The 19,000-nt window shown below is 37.6% G+C and carries 15 protein-coding genes; 8 read left to right on the forward strand and 7 right to left on the reverse strand.

Annotation, left to right across the window (positions count from 1 at the left end):
- Positions 1-376 precede the first annotated feature (376 nt).
- Positions 377-1,255: a Cof-type HAD-IIB family hydrolase gene (locus AC973_RS00390; protein ID WP_048725783.1), complete on the reverse strand. Its 879-nt coding sequence runs from the start codon at positions 1,253-1,255 to the stop codon at positions 377-379.
- Positions 1,256-1,445: 190 nt separating this feature from the next.
- On the opposite strand from AC973_RS00390, the gene AC973_RS00395 reads away from it, so the two are divergent.
- On the forward strand, positions 1,446-2,126 hold the full coding sequence (locus AC973_RS00395) for a uracil-DNA glycosylase (protein ID WP_048725789.1): 681 nt from the start codon (positions 1,446-1,448) through the stop codon (positions 2,124-2,126).
- 4 nt (positions 2,127-2,130) lie between these two features.
- Here AC973_RS00395 and AC973_RS00400 read toward each other — a convergent pair whose 3' ends face one another.
- On the reverse strand, positions 2,131-2,592 hold the full coding sequence (locus AC973_RS00400) for a CopY/TcrY family copper transport repressor (RefSeq protein WP_048725792.1): 462 nt from the start codon (positions 2,590-2,592) through the stop codon (positions 2,131-2,133).
- Positions 2,593-3,025: 433 nt separating this feature from the next.
- Here AC973_RS00400 and nrdI point away from each other — a divergent pair, with 433 nt between their 5' ends.
- From nrdI to nrdF, 3 genes are read left to right on the forward strand one after another with little or no spacing between them, the layout of a single operon-like run.
- Complete coding sequence (gene nrdI / locus AC973_RS00405; protein WP_048725797.1) at positions 3,026-3,397, forward strand: class Ib ribonucleoside-diphosphate reductase assembly flavoprotein NrdI; 372 nt, start codon at positions 3,026-3,028, stop codon at positions 3,395-3,397.
- On the forward strand, positions 3,378-5,561 hold the full coding sequence (gene nrdE, locus AC973_RS00410) for a class 1b ribonucleoside-diphosphate reductase subunit alpha (protein ID WP_048725801.1): 2,184 nt from the start codon (positions 3,378-3,380) through the stop codon (positions 5,559-5,561). Before nrdI ends, nrdE begins: the two co-directional genes overlap by 20 nt.
- 32 nt (positions 5,562-5,593) lie before the next feature.
- Positions 5,594-6,565, forward strand: a complete 972-nt coding sequence (gene nrdF / locus AC973_RS00415) for a class 1b ribonucleoside-diphosphate reductase subunit beta (RefSeq protein WP_048725804.1) — start codon at positions 5,594-5,596, stop codon at positions 6,563-6,565.
- Between the two features lie 78 nt (positions 6,566-6,643).
- Here nrdF and AC973_RS00420 read toward each other — a convergent pair whose 3' ends face one another.
- From AC973_RS00420 to recU, 3 genes are all read right to left on the reverse strand, one after another.
- Entirely contained in the window at positions 6,644-7,591 is a 948-nt protein-coding gene (locus AC973_RS00420) for an alpha/beta fold hydrolase (protein WP_048725807.1), read from the reverse strand.
- A gap of 161 nt (positions 7,592-7,752) precedes the next feature.
- Positions 7,753-10,221, reverse strand: coding sequence for a transglycosylase domain-containing protein (locus AC973_RS00425; protein ID WP_048725810.1), 2,469 nt, complete (start codon positions 10,219-10,221; stop codon positions 7,753-7,755).
- 24 nt (positions 10,222-10,245) lie between these two features.
- The gene (recU, locus tag AC973_RS00430; RefSeq protein ID WP_026465913.1) at positions 10,246-10,860 is read right to left on the reverse strand and encodes a Holliday junction resolvase RecU; all 615 of its coding nucleotides are present in this window, start codon (positions 10,858-10,860) and stop codon (positions 10,246-10,248) included.
- A 259-nt stretch (positions 10,861-11,119) separates the two neighbouring features.
- Here recU and tig point away from each other — a divergent pair, with 259 nt between their 5' ends.
- Positions 11,120-12,400, forward strand: a complete 1,281-nt coding sequence (gene tig, locus AC973_RS00435; protein WP_048725813.1) for a trigger factor — start codon at positions 11,120-11,122, stop codon at positions 12,398-12,400.
- Between the two features lie 125 nt (positions 12,401-12,525).
- Here the strand turns inward: tig and AC973_RS00440 are convergent, their stop codons facing one another.
- Both AC973_RS00440 and AC973_RS00445 read right to left on the reverse strand, forming a co-directional pair.
- A complete protein-coding gene (locus tag AC973_RS00440) occupies positions 12,526-13,464 on the reverse strand; it encodes a nucleoside hydrolase (RefSeq protein WP_048725816.1) in 939 nt (312 codons plus the stop codon).
- Positions 13,465-13,603: 139 nt separating this feature from the next.
- The gene (locus AC973_RS00445) at positions 13,604-14,803 is read right to left on the reverse strand and encodes a NupC/NupG family nucleoside CNT transporter (RefSeq protein ID WP_048725819.1); all 1,200 of its coding nucleotides are present in this window, start codon (positions 14,801-14,803) and stop codon (positions 13,604-13,606) included.
- A 239-nt stretch (positions 14,804-15,042) separates the two neighbouring features.
- On the opposite strand from AC973_RS00445, the gene clpX reads away from it, so the two are divergent.
- The 3 genes from clpX to dnaG all read left to right on the forward strand — a co-directional run bounded on the left by clpX (position 15,043) and on the right by dnaG (position 18,986).
- Entirely contained in the window at positions 15,043-16,299 is a 1,257-nt protein-coding gene (clpX, locus tag AC973_RS00450; protein WP_048725822.1) for an ATP-dependent Clp protease ATP-binding subunit ClpX, read from the forward strand.
- Positions 16,300-16,384: 85 nt separating this feature from the next.
- A complete protein-coding gene (yihA, locus tag AC973_RS00455; protein WP_048725826.1) occupies positions 16,385-16,990 on the forward strand; it encodes a ribosome biogenesis GTP-binding protein YihA/YsxC in 606 nt (201 codons plus the stop codon).
- Positions 16,991-17,090: 100 nt separating this feature from the next.
- Positions 17,091-18,986 carry a DNA primase gene (dnaG, locus tag AC973_RS00460; RefSeq protein ID WP_225968892.1) on the forward strand — a complete coding sequence of 632 codons (1,896 nt, stop codon included), beginning with the start codon at positions 17,091-17,093 and terminating at the stop codon, positions 18,984-18,986.
- Positions 18,987-19,000: the final 14 nt, after the last annotated feature.

Genomic DNA, 19,000 nt, shown 5'->3' on the forward strand with positions numbered 1-19,000 from the left:
TCGTTTTTCATGTGCTTCAGTAACAACTAAAATAAAATTTATCTTAAGCTTAGTATAACGCAATTTCAGCAAATCCGAAATAATATTTCCCGATAAGTAAAAGACTATTTCTACAAGTAAATTAGATAGGGGATTCTAGAAAAAGAGGGCTGTGACATCAAAGCCACTAGCCCCCCCTAATTGTTATTTAACGATAGCCGTAATATCGGGCTACGAAAGTCAAACTCTTCCGACTTTTCCCAAAATACTCCAATTACATGACAGTAATTGTTCGGCTCTTGGGTCGTTTAAATAGTTCTTGTTCATAAGCCAACTCCTATAAAGTCTAGTGTCTGAGTGAATGGTGACTATATAGTGATTTTACAGTCACTATATTTCAGTCGTTTTCAGCCATTTTCAGTGACTGGTAAATGGCATTCGCCACGCCACCGTCGTAATTACTAGTTGTTTCATATTTAGCGTATGATTTCACTTCCGGTTCTGCATTGGCCATTGCGAACGAATAACCAGCTGCTTTTAGCATAGACACGTCATTGAAATTATCCCCAACTGCCACGACATTATTGATGTTGTACCCATGGTCTTGACAGTATTTTTCAACAGCTTTACCCTTAGTACCATCAACATGGTTGATTTCAATATTGTACTTAAATGATGAGGTGATATGGGTATCAGGATATTTATCGCCCAGTTCTGCCGCTAATGGTTTAATCGTATTTTCAGGGTCTGCATCGACAAATGTAATCTTTATAATGGCTTGACCTTCTTCAGTGATCAAAGTTCTTAAATCATCACGATAATCGATAGTTGTTACCTCATTCGATTGTGTTGCGCGCGTTCTCGCTTCTTCTAATGACATTTCCGGATTCATCTGGTGAATCAGTTCCGTAATTGCAAGAATACGTTGCTCTAATGAAGATGAGTAGACATTTTTACTGGTCATGGCCTCCATATAAAAGCCCGCTTCATAGCCTTTATCCAGGATATCAAGGGCAGTTTGGTCATCGATATCCACTTCGTATTCTACTTTCCCATTTCTGTCAAAAAGGATTGAGCCATTTAAACCGATAATCGGACAACGAATACCCGCTTCATCCAATTTGACTTTAGCTTCTGTAAAATTACGGCCAGTACACACAACAAATGGAATCCCTTTATTATATGTATGCATTATCGCATCAATATTTGCTTGTGGAATATCCATATTTTCGTCCAACAAGGTGCCATCCATATCTGAAACAATCAATTCAATCATTTGTAAGCTCCTATCTCAATTAAGTTAAATTCAGTTTACCACGGTCAATTTAAATTCACTAATCAAACGGTGCATGGAAAAACAGATACCAACCTAATCTAACCAGTAGTATGACTAAGCAGTAAATCACAAAAGACGTAATTCATGTTATAATGAAAGTTGGACTATTAAGAAGAGGGGAGCGTAAAGCATGACAAGACTAGGGAAGATGCCAAGTGACTGGGCCAAAGAATTAGCGCCAGTATTAGGGTCTGAGAATTTTAAAAGACTTGAAGATTTTATCATACAAGCATATGAAAAAGGCCCGGTTTACCCAGACCAAAATCATATCTATGCAGCTTTTGAGCATACGCCATTTGACCAAGTGAAAGTAGTCATCTTAGGACAAGATCCCTACCATCAACCAGGTCAAGCGCAAGGTTTGAGTTTTTCAGTTAACAAAGGTGTGAAGATTCCACCTTCTTTACGAAATATCTATAAAGAACTTCAGGCAGATCTAGATATCGAACCTGCTAGTCATGGGGATTTAAGAGAGTGGGCTGACCAGGGTGTTTTATTATTGAATGCAGTTTTGACTGTGCCAGATTCTAGCGCTAATGCCCACAAAGGTAAAGGATGGGAAGTTTTAACCGATGCGGCTATCAGTGCCTTAAATCAAGCGCCTGAGCCCATTGTCTTTATTTTATGGGGCAATTCAGCAAAGGCCAAGGCTACCTTAATTGATGAAAATAAACATTACATTCTAAGTTCAGTGCACCCGAGTCCCTTATCCGCCTCACGTGGCTTTTTCGGGACTAAGCCATTTTCCAAGGCAAATGAATTGCTGGAAAAATCAGGGCGGACACCAATTGATTGGCGAGTGTCAGAATAGGTGATTAATGGGTTTCTGGATGGTGGATACATTGACCGGGCGCACAATGGCAAGTAACATGGTCAACGTAAGTGGCTTGGTCTAGGGCATTGAGGATATTACCCTTCATCTTATCGTCTAATACAGAGGCTTGAATAAGTGCAGAAATCACCTTGTCAGCATCGGTATTACACCAACCGTTTAAAAGGGTCTGTGCTTGGTTTTCTAAAGCAGTGTCTTCATCGATTGCCGGGCGGTAAATAAATGATTTACCGTTTTTAGTCGTTTCTAGCCAGTTCTTTTTAGTTAGGCGGCCTATTAAGGTCTTAATCGTTGCGGCTTTCCAATCTTTTTTGTCCTCTAACGAGGCGATAATGGTGCGGGAATTCGTTTCTTTTTGCGCCCATACGACCCGCATGACTTCCCACTCAGCAGCGGAAACATCTTGGAAATCTTGTCTTTTTTCTTGGATAATATTACTTGTCATCGCTGACTCCTTTCAGTAGTCGATATCAGATGATTGAATCAATTTTAGTTTACATTTGTAGATGGTTAAAAGCAAGTCAAATGGATTTTCTGTAGTTAATTTGTAATAATAGATTTGCAAAAAATAGACTTAAAACATTTTTTGTATAAATCATCTCATAATTTAAAATATAATTTTCAAGCAAAAGATTTATTTGTGGGCAAAAAGGGCTCGAATGATTATTTAAACTTCAAATGAATTGCCTTAATTGTTGGCTTAGACTGATGATTGTATTTTATAATAACGTCTGGCCAACTGGATGCGTTTGTTTTTACAGAAACAATACTCGTCTTAAATAGTTGAAATTACAGAATGAACCATATATAGTTATATGTAACAGAAATACACCACTACATGTAGTGGTGTCGTTTTTTTTGAATGGGAGGAATGTGATGTGAAAATTGTGTACATGTCTCTAACCGGACAGACACACAAGTTTGTAAATAAACTTGAAATGGATAGCCTGAGAATTACAATGGATAATGCTTTTCAAGAAATTAACGAACCCTATATCGTGATTGCTCCAACTTATGATATTGAAGTAACCGAAATACTAAATGATTTTATTGAAACTGGCCAAAATCTAACGTATTTAAAAGGCGTTTGTGGTTCAGGGAATTTAAATTTTAATGAACTCTATTGTTTTACTGCAAAAGATCTAGCAGAAGCGTATAATGTACCTTTGCTGTTAACTTTTGAATTCCAGGGAAATATGAACGATGTAACAATTATGAAAGAAAAGGTGAATGAAATTGGACCAACCTAAAGCAGTAGTACAAGAAAAAGAAATTACATATTTCAAGCTGAATAACGAGGTTAACCGTCCACTAGACGGAAAAATTCAAATCGAGAAAGATAAAGAAGCGGTACGGGCTTACTTTTTAGAGCACGTTAACCCAAATACCGTATTCTTCTATACTCTAGATGAAAAAATCGACTACTTAGTTGAGCATGACTACTTAGAAGAAGGCTTTTTAAATCTATACAACCGTGACTTTGTGAAACGTTTAATGCAAGAAACGTATGACTTCAAATTCCGTTTCAAATCATTTATGAGTGCCTACAAGTTCTATACGCAATACGCACTTAAAACAAACGACGGTAAACGTTATTTAGAGCGTTATGAAGACCGTATTGTATTTACAGCTTTATATCTAGCAAATGGTGACGAGCAAGTAGCGAGCGATTTACGGGATGAAATGATCAACCAACGATACCAACCAGCGACGCCTACCTTCCTAAATGCAGGTCGTAAACGTCGTGGTGAATTGGTTTCATGTTTCTTAATCCAAGCAACTGATGACATGAACTCGATTGGTCGTACAATCAACTCAGCACTACAACTATCTCGTTTAGGTGGTGGGGTTGGTGTGAACTTGACCAATATTCGTGCAGCCGGAGATCCAATTAAGAAAATTGAAAATGCTTCTTCAGGTATCATTCCAGTCATGAAATTATTAGAAGATTCTTTCTCTTACTCTAATCAATTAGGGCAACGTAACGGTGCAGGTGCAGTTTACCTTAGTGTCTTCCATCCAGATGTTGTTTCATTCTTATCTGCGAAAAAAGAAAACGCTGATGAAAAAATCCGTGTGAAGACTTTATCACTAGGTCTAGTTGTACCTGATAAATTCTACGAATTAGCAGAAAAAGACGAAATGATGTACTTATTCAGCCCTTACGATGTTGAGCGTATTTATGGTAAACCTTACGCCTATGTCAACATTACAGAAGAGTATGATAACTTGGTAAACAACCCAGAAATCAAGAAGTCTAAGATTCGCGCGCGTGATTTAGAAGACGATATCTCTAAATTACAACAAGAATCTGGTTATCCTTACATCATCAACATCGATACTGTAAATGACCAAAACCCAATTGACGGGACAATTGTTATGAGTAACTTGTGTTCAGAAATTTTACAAGTACAACGTCCTTCAATTATCAATAACGACCAAACATTTGAAGAATTAGGTACAGATATTTCATGTAACTTAGGTTCGACAAATATCAACAACTTAATGCATTCGCCAGACTTTGGTAAATCTATTGATACAATGGTTCGCGGTTTAACCTATGTAACAGATGCATCAGCTATTGACGTAGTACCTTCAATTAAAAAAGGTAACGACTTAGCACATACTATCGGCTTAGGTGCAATGGGACTACATACTTATTTTGCCTTAAATGAAATGCACTATGGTTCACCAGAATCGATTGAATTTACAGACAAATACTTCTTACTATTAAACTACTATACTTTAGTAGCATCTAATAGAATCGCTAAAGAACGTGGTGTCACTTTCGAAAACTTCGAAAACTCAACATATGCGACGGGTGAATATTTTGACAAATACATCAATGAAGAAACAACGTTTGAATTTGAAAGAGTTGCAGCACAATTTGAAGGTATTCACATCCCAACTCAAGAAGACTGGAAAGCCTTACGCGCTGCCGTTCAAGAGCATGGTTTATACCACCAAAACCGTTTAGCAGTTGCGCCTACTGGTTCAATTTCTTACGTTAATGAAACAAGCTCAAGTTTACACCCAATCATCCAATTGATTGAAGAGCGTCAAGAAAAGAAAACTGGTAAGACTTATTATCCAGCACCATTCTTAAGCAATAAGACTCTACCTTATTACCAATCTGCTTACGACATCGACAACCGTCGTATTATCGATATCTATGCAGCTGCTCAACAACATATTGATCAAGGTATGAGTTTAACCTTATTCATGCGTTCAGATATTCCTGCAGGTTTATACCCTTGGAAAGAAGGGCGTACAAGCAAAATGACGACACGTGATTTAAACATCTTGCGTCGTTACGCATGGAAACGTGGCATCAAATCTATTTACTACGTACGTACATTCACAGATAACAACGAAGAAGTTGGCGCAAATTACTGTGAAAGCTGTACTGTTTAATCGATTGCACTTGGAATAAGGAAGGAACACACATGACGAATTTTAATGAAAATCCTTATATTGCTATTAACTGGAATGATATTGAGGATATGATTGACAAGTTGACTTGGGAAAAGTTAACAGAACAATTCTGGTTAGATACACGTATTCCATTATCAAATGATTTAGATACATGGCGTACATTATCATCTAGAGAACAAGACATGATTGGAAAAGTATTCGGTGGTTTAACACTACTAGATACTTTGCAATCTGAAGATGGTATGGAATCACTTAAAGCATCTATCCGTACCCAACATGAAGAAGCGGTTTACAATAACATCCAATTCATGGAAAGTGTACATGCTAAATCGTATTCATCTATTTTCTCAACTTTAAACACACCTAAAGAAATTGATAAAATCTTTTCCTGGACACGGGAAAATGAATTTATCCAATACAAAGCGAACCGTATTAACGGCATTTACCAAAACGGTACTGACTTACAAAGAAAAGTGGCTTCAGTATTCCTAGAATCATTTTTATTCTACTCAGGATTCTATGCACCGCTATGGTACTTAGGAAACGGTAAATTGCCAAACGTCGCTGAAATTATTAAATTGATTTTACGTGACGAAAGTGTCCACGGTACTTACATTGGTTATAAATTCCAAATTGCTTTCAATCAATTATCAAAAGAAGAGCAAGAAGACATGCAAAACTGGGCCTTCAGCTTATTGTTTGAATTATATGAAAACGAAGCGAAATACAGCGAGTACATCTATGATGACTTAGGTTGGACTGAAGATGTGAAAATCTTTCTACGTTACAATGCCAATAAAGCATTACAAAACTTAGGATTTGATCCATTGTTCCCAGATACAGCGGATGATGTAGACCCTATCGTTATGAACGGTATTTCTACCGGTACTTCAAACCATGACTTCTTCTCACAAGTAGGTAATGGTTACTTACTAGGGCAAGTTGAAGCCATGTCAGACGAAGACTACGAAAAGTGGACTTAAAGTTAAAATATTGCTACATAAAAAATCGCGCCTGTCGAAAATGACAGGCGCGATTTTTGCATGTTTTTTTGTATATACTTAATCATGAATGGTTTTTAGTTGTTTCTTAAACCAATTATTGATTATTTGGTAAACGGGTCTAGTATTGCCGTACATTAAACATTCATGACCGCGATTTTCAAACATCATAATTGTGACATCATCAAAACCAGAACGGGTGAATTCTTTAGCCAGTTTGTGGGTTTCTTTACCACCATTAATCAGTGGATCGTTACGACCAGCAATAATGGCAATTGGTAAGTCCTTCCGGATGTTTCGGGTCCAGGAAGCTTTTGTTGCTTTATGGGCAATTTTGACTAATTCTGCAAAGCCATTATTAGTGAAAACAAAACCGACTAAAGGCCAATCGGGTTCTTCACCATTTTTAGGTGGATACCAATATTCTGGAAAAGCATTGGCAACAGCAGGGTCATCAGTTATACCCGTACCGAATAGTTTTTGATGGATATAGTAATTGTAGGCATCTGGATGCAAGGTATTTAAAATAGGTGCTAAGGCTGCACCTGTCGCGAAAATAGGGCTATGGGTGTTCGTCCCACTCAATAATACGCCGTCTACTTCCTCACTATATTGACCAAGATATAAACGGGTTATATATGCCCCCATTGAATGACCTAACACATAATAGGGTAAATCGGGATAATGTTTCTTAGTTGCTTGAACAACTCGATGTAAATCTTCAACCATGACTTTAGCAGCATCCGTCGTGCCAAAATAGCCTAAACGGTTGTGTTCTTTAGCTAGTCCTCCATGGCCAATATGGTCATGGGCGATGACTAAAAAGTTTTGGTCCACAAATGACTCAGCCACTTTTTTATAGCGACCACCAAATTCTGACATCCCATGGACAATATGGATAATGGCTTTTGGATGATCAGCGTTTTGCCAAGCGTAAACAGGGATATAAGGGCGGTCAGGTGAAGCTGATGGAATAGTTACAGTGTTATAGTAGTCTAATGCAAACATAATTTCCCCTCTTTTTTTCAGTTAAGTCTATTATAGTGTCTTCAATTCTAAAGCACAATAAATAGGGATATATAATTTATGGAATAGAAAAGGCCTGTGACAAAACGTCACAGGCCTTTTAAAATATCGTTATATCATTGATTCGATTGGTAATTCAGGTCCTAAGCAGCTTCGTCTGCTTCCTCGTCCTCAACATCCTCGTCGTCGCCAGTGTCTGCTGGTCTAGATGATGATGAGGCGCTTGGTTGCGTAGTGGATGATGAAACACTTGAAGATTCCACTTCACTCGAAGGCGTTTCAGCTTCAGAACTTTCACTCACACTAGACTCAGAAGACTCGCTCTCAGACGAGCTAGATTCTTCACTCGATTCTGCAGCTGATGAAGAACTTGAGCTTGACGATGAAGAAATTGAACTAGAAATAGAACTAGAAATAGAACTTGAGCTACTTGATGATGCACGGCTAGAAGATGATGACGATGATTGTACAATCGCATTTCCAGATGCTAACCAAGCTTGGTAATCTGAATACAAGTCATCGTTAGCCAAACCAGTTAAGATTTGTGATGATGGTGTCGCGTTTGTAGGGAATTCATCTGGTATTGCATCTTTGACTAATTTCACTTCATGTACTGAATCAGGCTGTACCCAATCTGCATTTTCTGAAGTTGTGGATAGGTACCCCATAATTGCTTGGTATAGGTAACTTACAATATATCTATCTGACCCATCAATATAGCCAACTTCATCGGTAGAGAATGGGTTATCATAACCAGTCCAAATGGATAGAGCGTAATCAGTCGTGTAACCTGACATCCAAGTATCAGGTACCGCACTTGAATCAACACCGAGTTCAGCAGCCTCTTCTTTGGTATAGTTTGTCGTACCTGATTTACCAGCTTCCGCTAGACCAGCTGTATGATAGTTAGTAGACAATCCGTATGCGGTATCTGTGAAGTTATCTTTAAGCATATCGGTTACCATATATGCAGTTGAATCTTCCATGGCTTGGGTGCTTGTTGAATCAATCGTGACTTCTTCGCCATCGAAAGTTGTAAAGTAATCAACCGCACGTGGTTGGTTGTATTCACCGTAATTACCTAGAGTAGCATAGGAGGCACTCAATTGTAATGGCGTAATCTCACCAGTGATAGAGTTAGCTTCATAGACTCCATTCCCATCATTTAACACAATCCCCATACCTTGTAAGAATTCATCTACTTGGTCGGTACCAACCTCTTGTAATAGTTTTAAGGCTGGAATGTTACGAGAACCGATTAAAGCTTGACGCAAGGTGATAGTGCCTTGGTATAGGTTATCGTAGTTATTAATCTCTGTCCCATCTGAATAAGTATGTTCTTCATCTTTAATAGAAGATTCGGTAGAGTAGTTTAGATATTCTATAGCAGTCGCATAGTCCGCAAATGGTTTAATAGAAGAACCAACACTTCGTTCTAACTGAGTTGCCCGGTTATAAGACAATTGTCCTTCTTGGTTACGTCCACCGTATAGGGCTAGGATATTACCCGTTTCTGTATCCACTAATGACGCTGCAGCTTGCATGTTGTCATTTGTGAAGTAATAACCATCTTCATCCTCGATTGTATTGTAGATTTCAGTCATGGCATCCATATCTAAATGCGTATAGATTTGTAAACCGTCTGAATACATGTCATAACCTGCTTCCTCAACTTCAGTGGCAACCTCTTGAATATAAGAGTCTAACATAATTGCAGTTTCAGATTGTTCAGTTGACTCAGTGTCAATATCTTGTAAACCATCTTCAATTGGTGTGGCTACTGCCTCATCGTATTCCTCTTGAGTAATTTTTTCATTATCCAACATCTCTGCAAGTACTAAGTTTCTTCTTTCTTCAGCAGCTTCAGGATCTGAATATGGATCGTAAGCGTTAGGTGCTTGTGGCATACCAGCTAATAGGGCAGTTTGAGCTATTGACAGCTCACTTAAAGATTTACCATAGTAAACTTCAGCAGCAGTCCCCATACCGTAGACACCGTTGGCCATGTAGACTTTATTAATATAAAACTCAAAGATTTCTTGTTTTGAGTAGTCTTGTTCTAATTGAATCGCTAGCCAGATTTCTTGGACTTTACGTTTATAAGTTTGGTCTTCCTCATTAGTTGAAAAAGAGGTTAGCTTCACTAATTGCTGGGTTAGGGTTGAACCACCTTGTGCAATCCCGCCCGCCTTTAAGTTGGCCAAAAATGAACCTGCAATACGAATCGGGTCAAAACCGTTATGCTCCATAAAGCGTTGGTCCTCAATCGAAGTAACGGCATCAAATGTTGTTTGCGAAATATCACTTTCGTCAACGATTATTCGATCGTTTTGACTAGTTTCGTACACAACGTTTCCTTCATTGTCATATACACTAGATGCGATGGTACCGTACAAATCTTCTTCGGTGATTGCAGGGCTATCAGAAATCCAGGAATAGGCAATGATTGAAAGGGCTACCCCAACTACTACACCGGCGCCAACAACACCAAGTAGGATCTTTTTCCAAAGGGCCATACCAGAGCGGTTAGACTTACCTCGCTTACCTTGATTTCTTTTAGACGACTTGTGATTATTTTGGCTTCGTCGTCTTGAGTTTTGATCTTGACTCATACTTATCACTCCTAATACAATTATTTAAATATGATGATGGGATGCAATCATTTCATCCACAGCTGCTAAATAGTCAATTCGGGGTTGATACCCCATGTTTGCTTGGACACCTTCAGATTGAATTCTCTTTAATGGAATTGCAGTGATGTCATTGGCCACAAAAGCAGTCCAGTCTTCCAACAAGGCAGATATAGGGTAAACATAGGCTTCATTTCTTTCTTTAAATAGAAACAGGACAAAACAAATCCCACCATGATTGGCACAATTTGTCATGTGATCTATTTGATGTTGATGAATATTATGAAGGGGGAACTTGGTTTTAAGGTTTGTTTGTTTAGCCTCAAAATCTAGATAGTGCCCTTTATAGATACCATTATAATCTGTTGTGGAAGCTGTACGATAGTAGGCTTCAGTTATCACAGCGCGACTTCTTTTTGGATAGTCGACTGAAACAACTTGGATTGGTGTTGGCTTTTTGTGAATAATAGCTTTGTCACGCAATAAATACCACTGGTTGGCTTGATTAATCATTTCCTCCAGCTTCATACCACGCTTGGCAAAGTTTGCTTTCCCTTTAGAAGAAGCGGATAGTGAACGATTCGTCTTAGATTGGTAGACTTTACCGTTGGGATACCTCATGATGACCTCCTTCAGAATATGGCACCAAAAAATTGACACCATATTTACTCTATTTTATCCTAATTAGGACATATACCATAGTTTTAACACGGATTTTAATATAAAAACAAGAAATATCCACCCTTATAGTATAACATTAATGGCATTTTGGCTCATTAACTAGACAATTCGCCAGTTTTAGTGTAGTATTTTATGATGTTAAGATTATGCATAAATGCGTAATCGATTAGTAAATATAACTAGAGTTAGGGGAATTTAAATGTCAGTAAATTATGAACAAACATCAACAAACGAAGGTATTTTACACTTTACCGTAGCAAAAGAGGATGCAGCACAAGCTAAGAAACAAGCTTTTAACCGAATCAAAAAGGATGTATCTATCCCAGGTTTCCGTAAAGGGAAAGTAAACTATCAAATGTTTGTAAAAATGTTTGGTGAGCAATCTTTAATTGAAGATGCTGTAAACATCGTTTTACCAGAAGCTTATACAAAAGCTGTTGAAGAATCAGGTTTAGAAGTTGTTACACAACCTCGCTTCGATATTAAATCTGCTGAGCCAAATGCTGACTGGGAATTAATTGCATATGTTGCGACTAAACCTGAAGTTAAATTGGGTCAATACAAAAACCTAACTGTTGCTAAACAAGAAGTTGAAGTAACTGAAGAAGAAATCAACGACCGTTTATCTGCAGCACAAGCTAACTTAAGCGAATTGGCTTTAAAAGAAGGCGCTGCTGAAACTGGTGACACTGTTGTTATTGACTACGAAGGCTTCCAAGATGGTGAAGCATTCGCAGGTGGTAAAGGTGAAAATCATTCATTAGAATTAGGTTCTGATTCATTCATCCCTGGTTTTGAAGACCAATTAGTTGGTGTTAAAGAAGGCGACGAAGTAGAAGTTAACCTTACTTTCCCTGAAGATTACCATGCAGATGAATTAGCTGGTAAAGATGCTACATTCAAAGTTAAAGTGCACGAAGTGAAAACTAAAGAAGTACCAGAATTAGATGACGAATTTGCTAAAGACGTTGACGAAGAAGTTGAAACTTTAGACGAATTAAAAGAAAAATACCGTAAAGAATTAACGGATCAAAAAGAAGCTGCAGCTAAAGAAGCTCGTGAAGAAGAAGCTTTACGTTTAGCAGTAGAAAATGCTGAAATTAATGATTTACCACACGAAATGGTACATGAAGAAGTTCACCGTCAAATGGACCACTACTTAAACGAAATGCAACGTTCAGGTATTTCTAAAGAAATGTACTTCCAATTAACAGGTACAACTGAGGCAGACTTACACACTCAATTCGAACAAGATGCTGACACTCGCGTGAAAACTAACTTGATTCTTGAGCAAATCGTTAAAGATGAAAACATCACTGCTGAAGTTGAAGATGTAGAAAAAGAAATCGCTACATTAGCTGAAAGTTACGGCATGACTGTTGATGAAGTTAAAAACGTTGTAACAGAAGATATGTTGAAAAATGATATTGCATTGAAAAAAGCAATGGCATTAATCACGGATACTGTTGAAGAAGCATAAGCTTTATTATAGTATTCAAACGTAAAGCCAAGGGGATGACTCCTTGGCTTTTTCTTAAGCAAAAGAATTGGATAATGACCAAAAAAACCGAGCCTAAGCTCGGTTTTTTCGTATTGGAATAGCTATTAGAATGCTTTTACGATTGTGTCTAAGAAGTGTTTGTTATAGCCTTCAGCGTCAACGCCCAAAGCCACAAATACATTAGGTTCTTCATTGCGGTTTAAGGCAGCTTGATCTTGGACTAAACGACCTTCTTGTTCGCCGTATAAACTCTTGATGCGGAATGTTTCACCAGTCACCCAGTCACTCTTAAGGGCAACAGAGACGGCTAATGGATCGTGTAGGGCACAACCTGTTAGGTCTTCGTATGAATTTGCGTAAGCCTTAAAGTAATAAGTCACAATCTCATGGAATACTTCGGCAGCTTCAGACATTTCTAACCAAGGGGCGATATCAGTATCTGTGATTAGGGTACGTAAAGTCACATCTAAACCGATGACTTTAATTGGTAAACCGGAATCAAAGACAATGTTATTCGCTTCTGAGTCCTTCCAGAAGTTAGCTTCAGCAAATGGGCTTACGTTACCTGGAACTGTTAAAGCACCACCCATAGAAACAATCCCTTTAACTTTTTGCATAGCAGGTAAGTCTTTTTGAATGGCTAAGGCAACATTCGTTAAAGGACCTGTTGTCACTAAGACTAATTCTTCACCGTATTTGTTGGCAGACTCAATAATGAAGTCAATAGCGTCTTGGTCAGAAATATTGTTACCAGCAGGCAATTCGATATTTCCTAAACCATTTAAACCATGGAAGATACCAGATGCTGTTTCTTGGATATAATCTTCACTTGCCCCAAGTTTGTGGGAAGCGCCACGGAAAACTGGGATGTCTTCGCGGTCTAATAATTTTAATACTGCTGAGGCATTATGCACGCATTTGTCTACTTCAGCGTTTCCAAATACAGATGTAATGCCGATTACTTCTGCGTCCTCTTCGCCCAAAGCAAGTGCAATAGCCATTGCATCATCAATACCAGTATCAAAGTCTAAGATTAGTTTCATATTTAAACCCCCTATAAAGTTGGATATTTTTCAATATCTTATCCTATGTAAAGTATAAGACATTGTCTTTCAAATTGATAGAAGAAAGACAATGCCTTAGATAAGTTTATTTAAATTTACTATTGAGTTAGGTTATAAATTAGAAGAAGAAACCAACAACTGTTGATGAAATCATAGATACTAAGACAGAAGCAATGATTAAACGCCATGTATTATTTGCGACAACTTTTGCTTGTTTAGCTGACATAATTTTTATTGAAGCAATAATCATGCCGACAGTTGCGATATTTGAAAATGAGATAACGTAAGTTGACATCATTGCCATAGTTTTCTCTGTTACTTGTCCAGATACTGCTTGGACTTCACCTAAGGCTACAAATTCATTGGTTAATAATTTAGAAGCCATGATTGAACCAGCACTTACAATATCAGCACTTGGCACTCCCATGACATATGCAAGTGGAGAAAAAACATAGCCTAAAATGGTAAAGAAATCAATACCAAATATCAATGTAGCTAATGAATTAAGGAATGTAATTAAAGCTGTAAAACCAATCAGAGAACCAGCAATTGCTAAGGCAATTTGGAAACCACTAGAAATATAGTCACTTAACACTGAGAAGAAGTTCTCATCATCAATACCTTCATTTTCTTTAGCCTCTTCAATAGGATTAAAATCTACTTGATACGTTTGAGGGTTATAGGGTGCCATCAGTGAGACAATAATAAACGCAGCGAAAACATTCAATAGAATTGCAACAACTACAAATTTACCGTCAACCATTTGCATATAAGAAGCAATCGTTGTAGCAGATACACAAGAAAGACCCATTAACACAAACGTAAAGATTTGTTCAGGTGAAAATTTATCAATATAACGTTTAAGCGTAATCAAACCATTGGATTGGCCGAGCATAGCCATTATGATAGCAATATATGATTCATTTTCTCCCATACCAGTAATTTTATTAAGAATTTTACCGATATATTTAGCAATGAAAGGTAAAACGTTAATGTATTGAAGGATACCAATCAATCCAGAGATAAAAACAATTGGCATTAAAACATTTAGGAAGAAGATCCCGTAGTTTGTAGCTCCTTCCCCAAAGACAAATTCGGTACCGCCGTTTGCTTGTAAAATTAACCAGTTAAATAAACCTGATACACCTTCCAAAATCGCAATCCCAAAGCTTGTTCTTAAACCAACAAAGGCTAAAACAAACATAATAACTAATAAAATGCCTACTTGCTTAATGCGGGCGTTCTTACGGTCTTTACTAAGAAGTAAAGCAATAAATCCGATAACAATTAATCCGATAATTCCGCGAATAATACTCATAGTTATCTCCTTTTCTTATTTGTATTCAAATTTTGCACTGTTAATCATTATAAAATATCGGTCAATAAAATACTAGTAATATTCTGATGATTTCCGAATGATAAACCAAATGTAATTCTTAAATCCAAATACAATATAATAAGGCTGAATAAACCAATAAAATGAAGACTTTTAAATTGACTTGAGGTCAAGAATTTGGCACAATAAGGTGATGTAAAAGAGAAAGGAGAACGGATAGCATGTATAATGATGATGAACAAACAACGATTCACTGTTCTTTTTGTGGAAAATCACAAGATGAGGTAGACAAAATCATCGCTGGACCTGGCGTCTATATCTGTAATGAATGTGTAGCACTATGTCAAGAAATCATTGATGAAGAAGTTAGCCAAGAACGACAAGAATCTTATACAATGGTTGAACCACCAAAACCAACTGAAATTCGTTCCATCTTAGATGATTATGTTATTGGTCAAGATCAAGCTAAAAAAACTTTATCAGTAGCAGTATATAACCACTACAAACGTATTTCTTCTAATAACGAAACAAATGATGATGGGGTATCTCTACAAAAGAGTAACATCCTACTAATGGGCCCAACTGGTTCAGGTAAAACATACTTAGCTCAAACTTTAGCACGTATTCTTGATGTGCCATTTGCGATTGCAGATGCAACGACACTGACAGAAGCGGGTTATGTTGGGGAAGATGTTGAAAATATCCTAGTGAAATTAATGCAATCAGCTGATTTCGATGTTGAGCGCGCACAAAAAGGGATTATCTATGTCGATGAAATCGATAAGATTGCTCGTAAGTCAGAAAACGTCTCAATCACCCGTGACGTATCTGGTGAAGGTGTACAACAAGCCTTACTGAAGATTTTAGAGGGTACTGAAGCGAATATTCCGCCACAAGGTGGTCGTAAACATCCACACCAAGAATTGATTCAAGTGGATACAACAGATATTCTCTTTATTGTAGGTGGTGCCTTTGATGGTATCGAGCCAATTATTAAAGAACGTCTAGGTGAAAAGGTCATTGGTTTTGGCAATTCTTCAAACAACCATATTTTGAATGACAACGATGCAATTATGCAACAAGCCATTCCACAAGACTTACAAACTTTCGGGCTAATTCCTGAATTTATTGGACGTTTACCGATTATGGCGAACTTGAATAAATTAACAAAAGAAGATTTGGTCCACATTCTAACGCAACCTAAAAATGCCTTAGTGAAACAGTATCAACAATTATTGAAGATGGATAATGTGGAATTAACCTTTACAGATGAAGCTTTAGATGCCATCGCACAAAAAGCTTTAGACCGTAAGACAGGCGCGCGCGGGTTACGCTCAATTATTGAAGAAGCTATGTTAGAAATCATGTTTGAAATTCCTTCACGAGAAGACGTTTCAAAAGTAATGATTACTGAATCAGTGATTAATGACGACATCGAACCAGATTTATTTGACTTAGAAGGCGAAAAAATCGCTTAATTATTGTTAATAGTAGCAGTGTATTAAATACAATGGGAAAGACTAGAATGAGTCTTTCCTTTTTGCGTCAGAAAGGGGATTTTTCATGGACGTACATAACGTTGAGTTTCTGATATCTGCCGTGAGGCCAGAACAGTATCCAGCACCCATTATTCCGGAAATCGCGTTAGCAGGTCGGTCTAATGTTGGGAAAAGTTCTTTCATCAACACAATGATCAACCGTAAAAAACTGGCTAGAACCTCTAGTAAACCAGGTAAAACACAACAATTAAACTATTATCAAATTGAAGATTTATTCTACTTTGTGGATGTGCCAGGTTACGGTTATGCCAGAGTAAGCAAGACAGAAAAAGCTAAATGGGGCGAGATGTTAGAAACGTATTTTGCTACCCGTGAAAATCTAGCATTGGCCCTATTGGTTGTTGACTTCCGTCATCAGCCAACAAAAGATGATATCCAAATGAAAGAGTTTATGGATTACCATGGTGTACCATATTTTGTCATAGCAACAAAAACAGACAAAATTAAGAAGAGTCAATGGAATAAACACTTAAGTGATATTTATAAAACATTAGAATTAGAATCAATCGATCAGATCTTACCATTCTCTGCTGAAACAAAGGATGGCCGCGATGAAGCGTGGGAAATTATTCAAGCTGTTTTAGATGGCGAATTTGAGGCTGAAGTATAGGCTGCAAATATTCGTAAAGAATATAGCCATATCGATTGCATTTTGATTTGGTTTCCGCTATATTTATTGTGAGTTTTTGCCGGCAAAAGTAGGTGATCAATTGGCGAATTTTATTCCAGAGGAAATCATTAATGAAGTTAAGAATAATGTAAATATCCTTGATGTTACCAGTCAATTTGTTGACTTACAAAAAAGGGGACGTAACTATTTTGGTTATTGTCCATTTCATGAAGAACGTACGCCTTCGTTCACAGTAAATGAAGAAAAGCAGATTTTTCACTGCTTCTCATGTGGTCGGGGGGGTAATGTTTTTCGTTTTATGGAAGAAATTGAAGGCTATTCCTTCCCCCAAGCTGTCCAAAAGGTAGCTGAAGCTGGGAATGTTTCGGTATCTTTCGATTGGTCAGCCTTAGATGATGGCAAACAAACAGCCAATTATTCAAGTGCGCAAAATCGACTCATCCAAATTCATGAAGAATTAAGGCAATTTTACCATTATTTATTGATGAATACGGAAAACGGTCACCAAGGACTAACCTATCTATATGATCGAGGTTTAAGTAAAGAAACGCTTGATGCCTACCAAATTGGTATCGCACCTGAAGATGGGGGCTTAGCTGCACAACATCTGTTAAACAAAGAATTTACCATTGAAGAGTTGCAACTTTCTGGTATATTTGTAGGCGACCAAGACCGGTTAAAAGATAGATTTGCTGGTCGTGTGATGTTCCCACTACGAAATCTCCAAGGGAAGACTGTTGGTTTTTCAGGGAGGATCTTGCCTGGCTCTAGCCATTATGAAAGTCATCCTGATGCAGCCAAGTACTTGAATAGTCCTGAGACAGAAATATTCGAGAAAAATACTTTCCTGTTTAACTTGGATTTAGCTCAAAATGAAGCCCGAAGAGCCAAAGAGCTCGTTTTATTTGAAGGTTTTATGGACGTCATAGCCTCACACAATGAAGGTGTAGGCAATGGGGTTGCATCGATGGGAACTAGTTTAACCAACAACCAAATTAAGGCTATTGAACGAACAAGTAAACAGGTCTTAATTGCTTATGATGGAGATAAACCCGGTCAAAAGGCGACCCTTCGAGCAATTAACTTGATACAAGATCAAAGTAGTCGTTTGAAGCTAAATGTGCTAGCCTTTGAGCAAAATTTAGACCCTGATGAATTTATTCAAAAGTATGGTGGCGAACGGTATGTCAATTTTGTCTTGAACAAAAGGTTGAGTCCGATTCATTTCATGAGGAATTATTACCGGCAGGAATTTTCTCTTGAGACTGATAATGGCAAGATCCAATTCATTAATGTGATGTTGGAAGCCATTGCTAAAATTCAACAAGCCATCGATCGGGATATCTATGTTGGAGAAATTGCTGAAGATACAGGTGTATCTAAAGAAACCTTATTACACCAGTTAGAGAGTCGTAGTCCTAAAAACCAGTCACACCAACCCTACCAAACTGATGATAACGGCAAACAGAAGTCTTTTCCAACAAATACCAATTTTCAACCAAGTATTCCTGCTACAACAAGCAAGAAAAAGTCCCAGCTTGAAAAAAGTGAATTGCTATTACTATACCGTTTACTCTATAATAGTGAAACATGGTTACTAATAGCGAATAGGGATTTTCATTTCCAGTCTAGTGAAGTTGAAACGGTCTTTATGTTATTGTCTGACTATCGAGAAAATAATCAAAATATTGACGGTGAGATTGACCCTGGAGATTTCTTACAAGCCTTGTCAGGTGCTGAAGAACAGCGTCTTGTAGCTGAAGTGATGAATATGGAAGTGGCACCAGATATAGGTGAGGGCGAAGTTGAAGATCTAATTTATAATATTCAAATTAAAGGTAATATCGAACAAAAAATGCAAACTTTAGACGACGAAATTGCTTATGCAAGATCGGTAGACGACTTTGCACAAATTAGCATTTTGATCAAACAAAAAATAGATTTGTTAAAGCAAATAAAAAGTCGCGGTAAATAAACTATTACAATTAT

It is taken from the genome of Carnobacterium sp. 1290_CSPC, assembly GCF_001053265.1.
Classification (GTDB): Bacteria; Bacillota; Bacilli; order Lactobacillales; family Aerococcaceae; genus Aerococcus; species Aerococcus urinaeequi.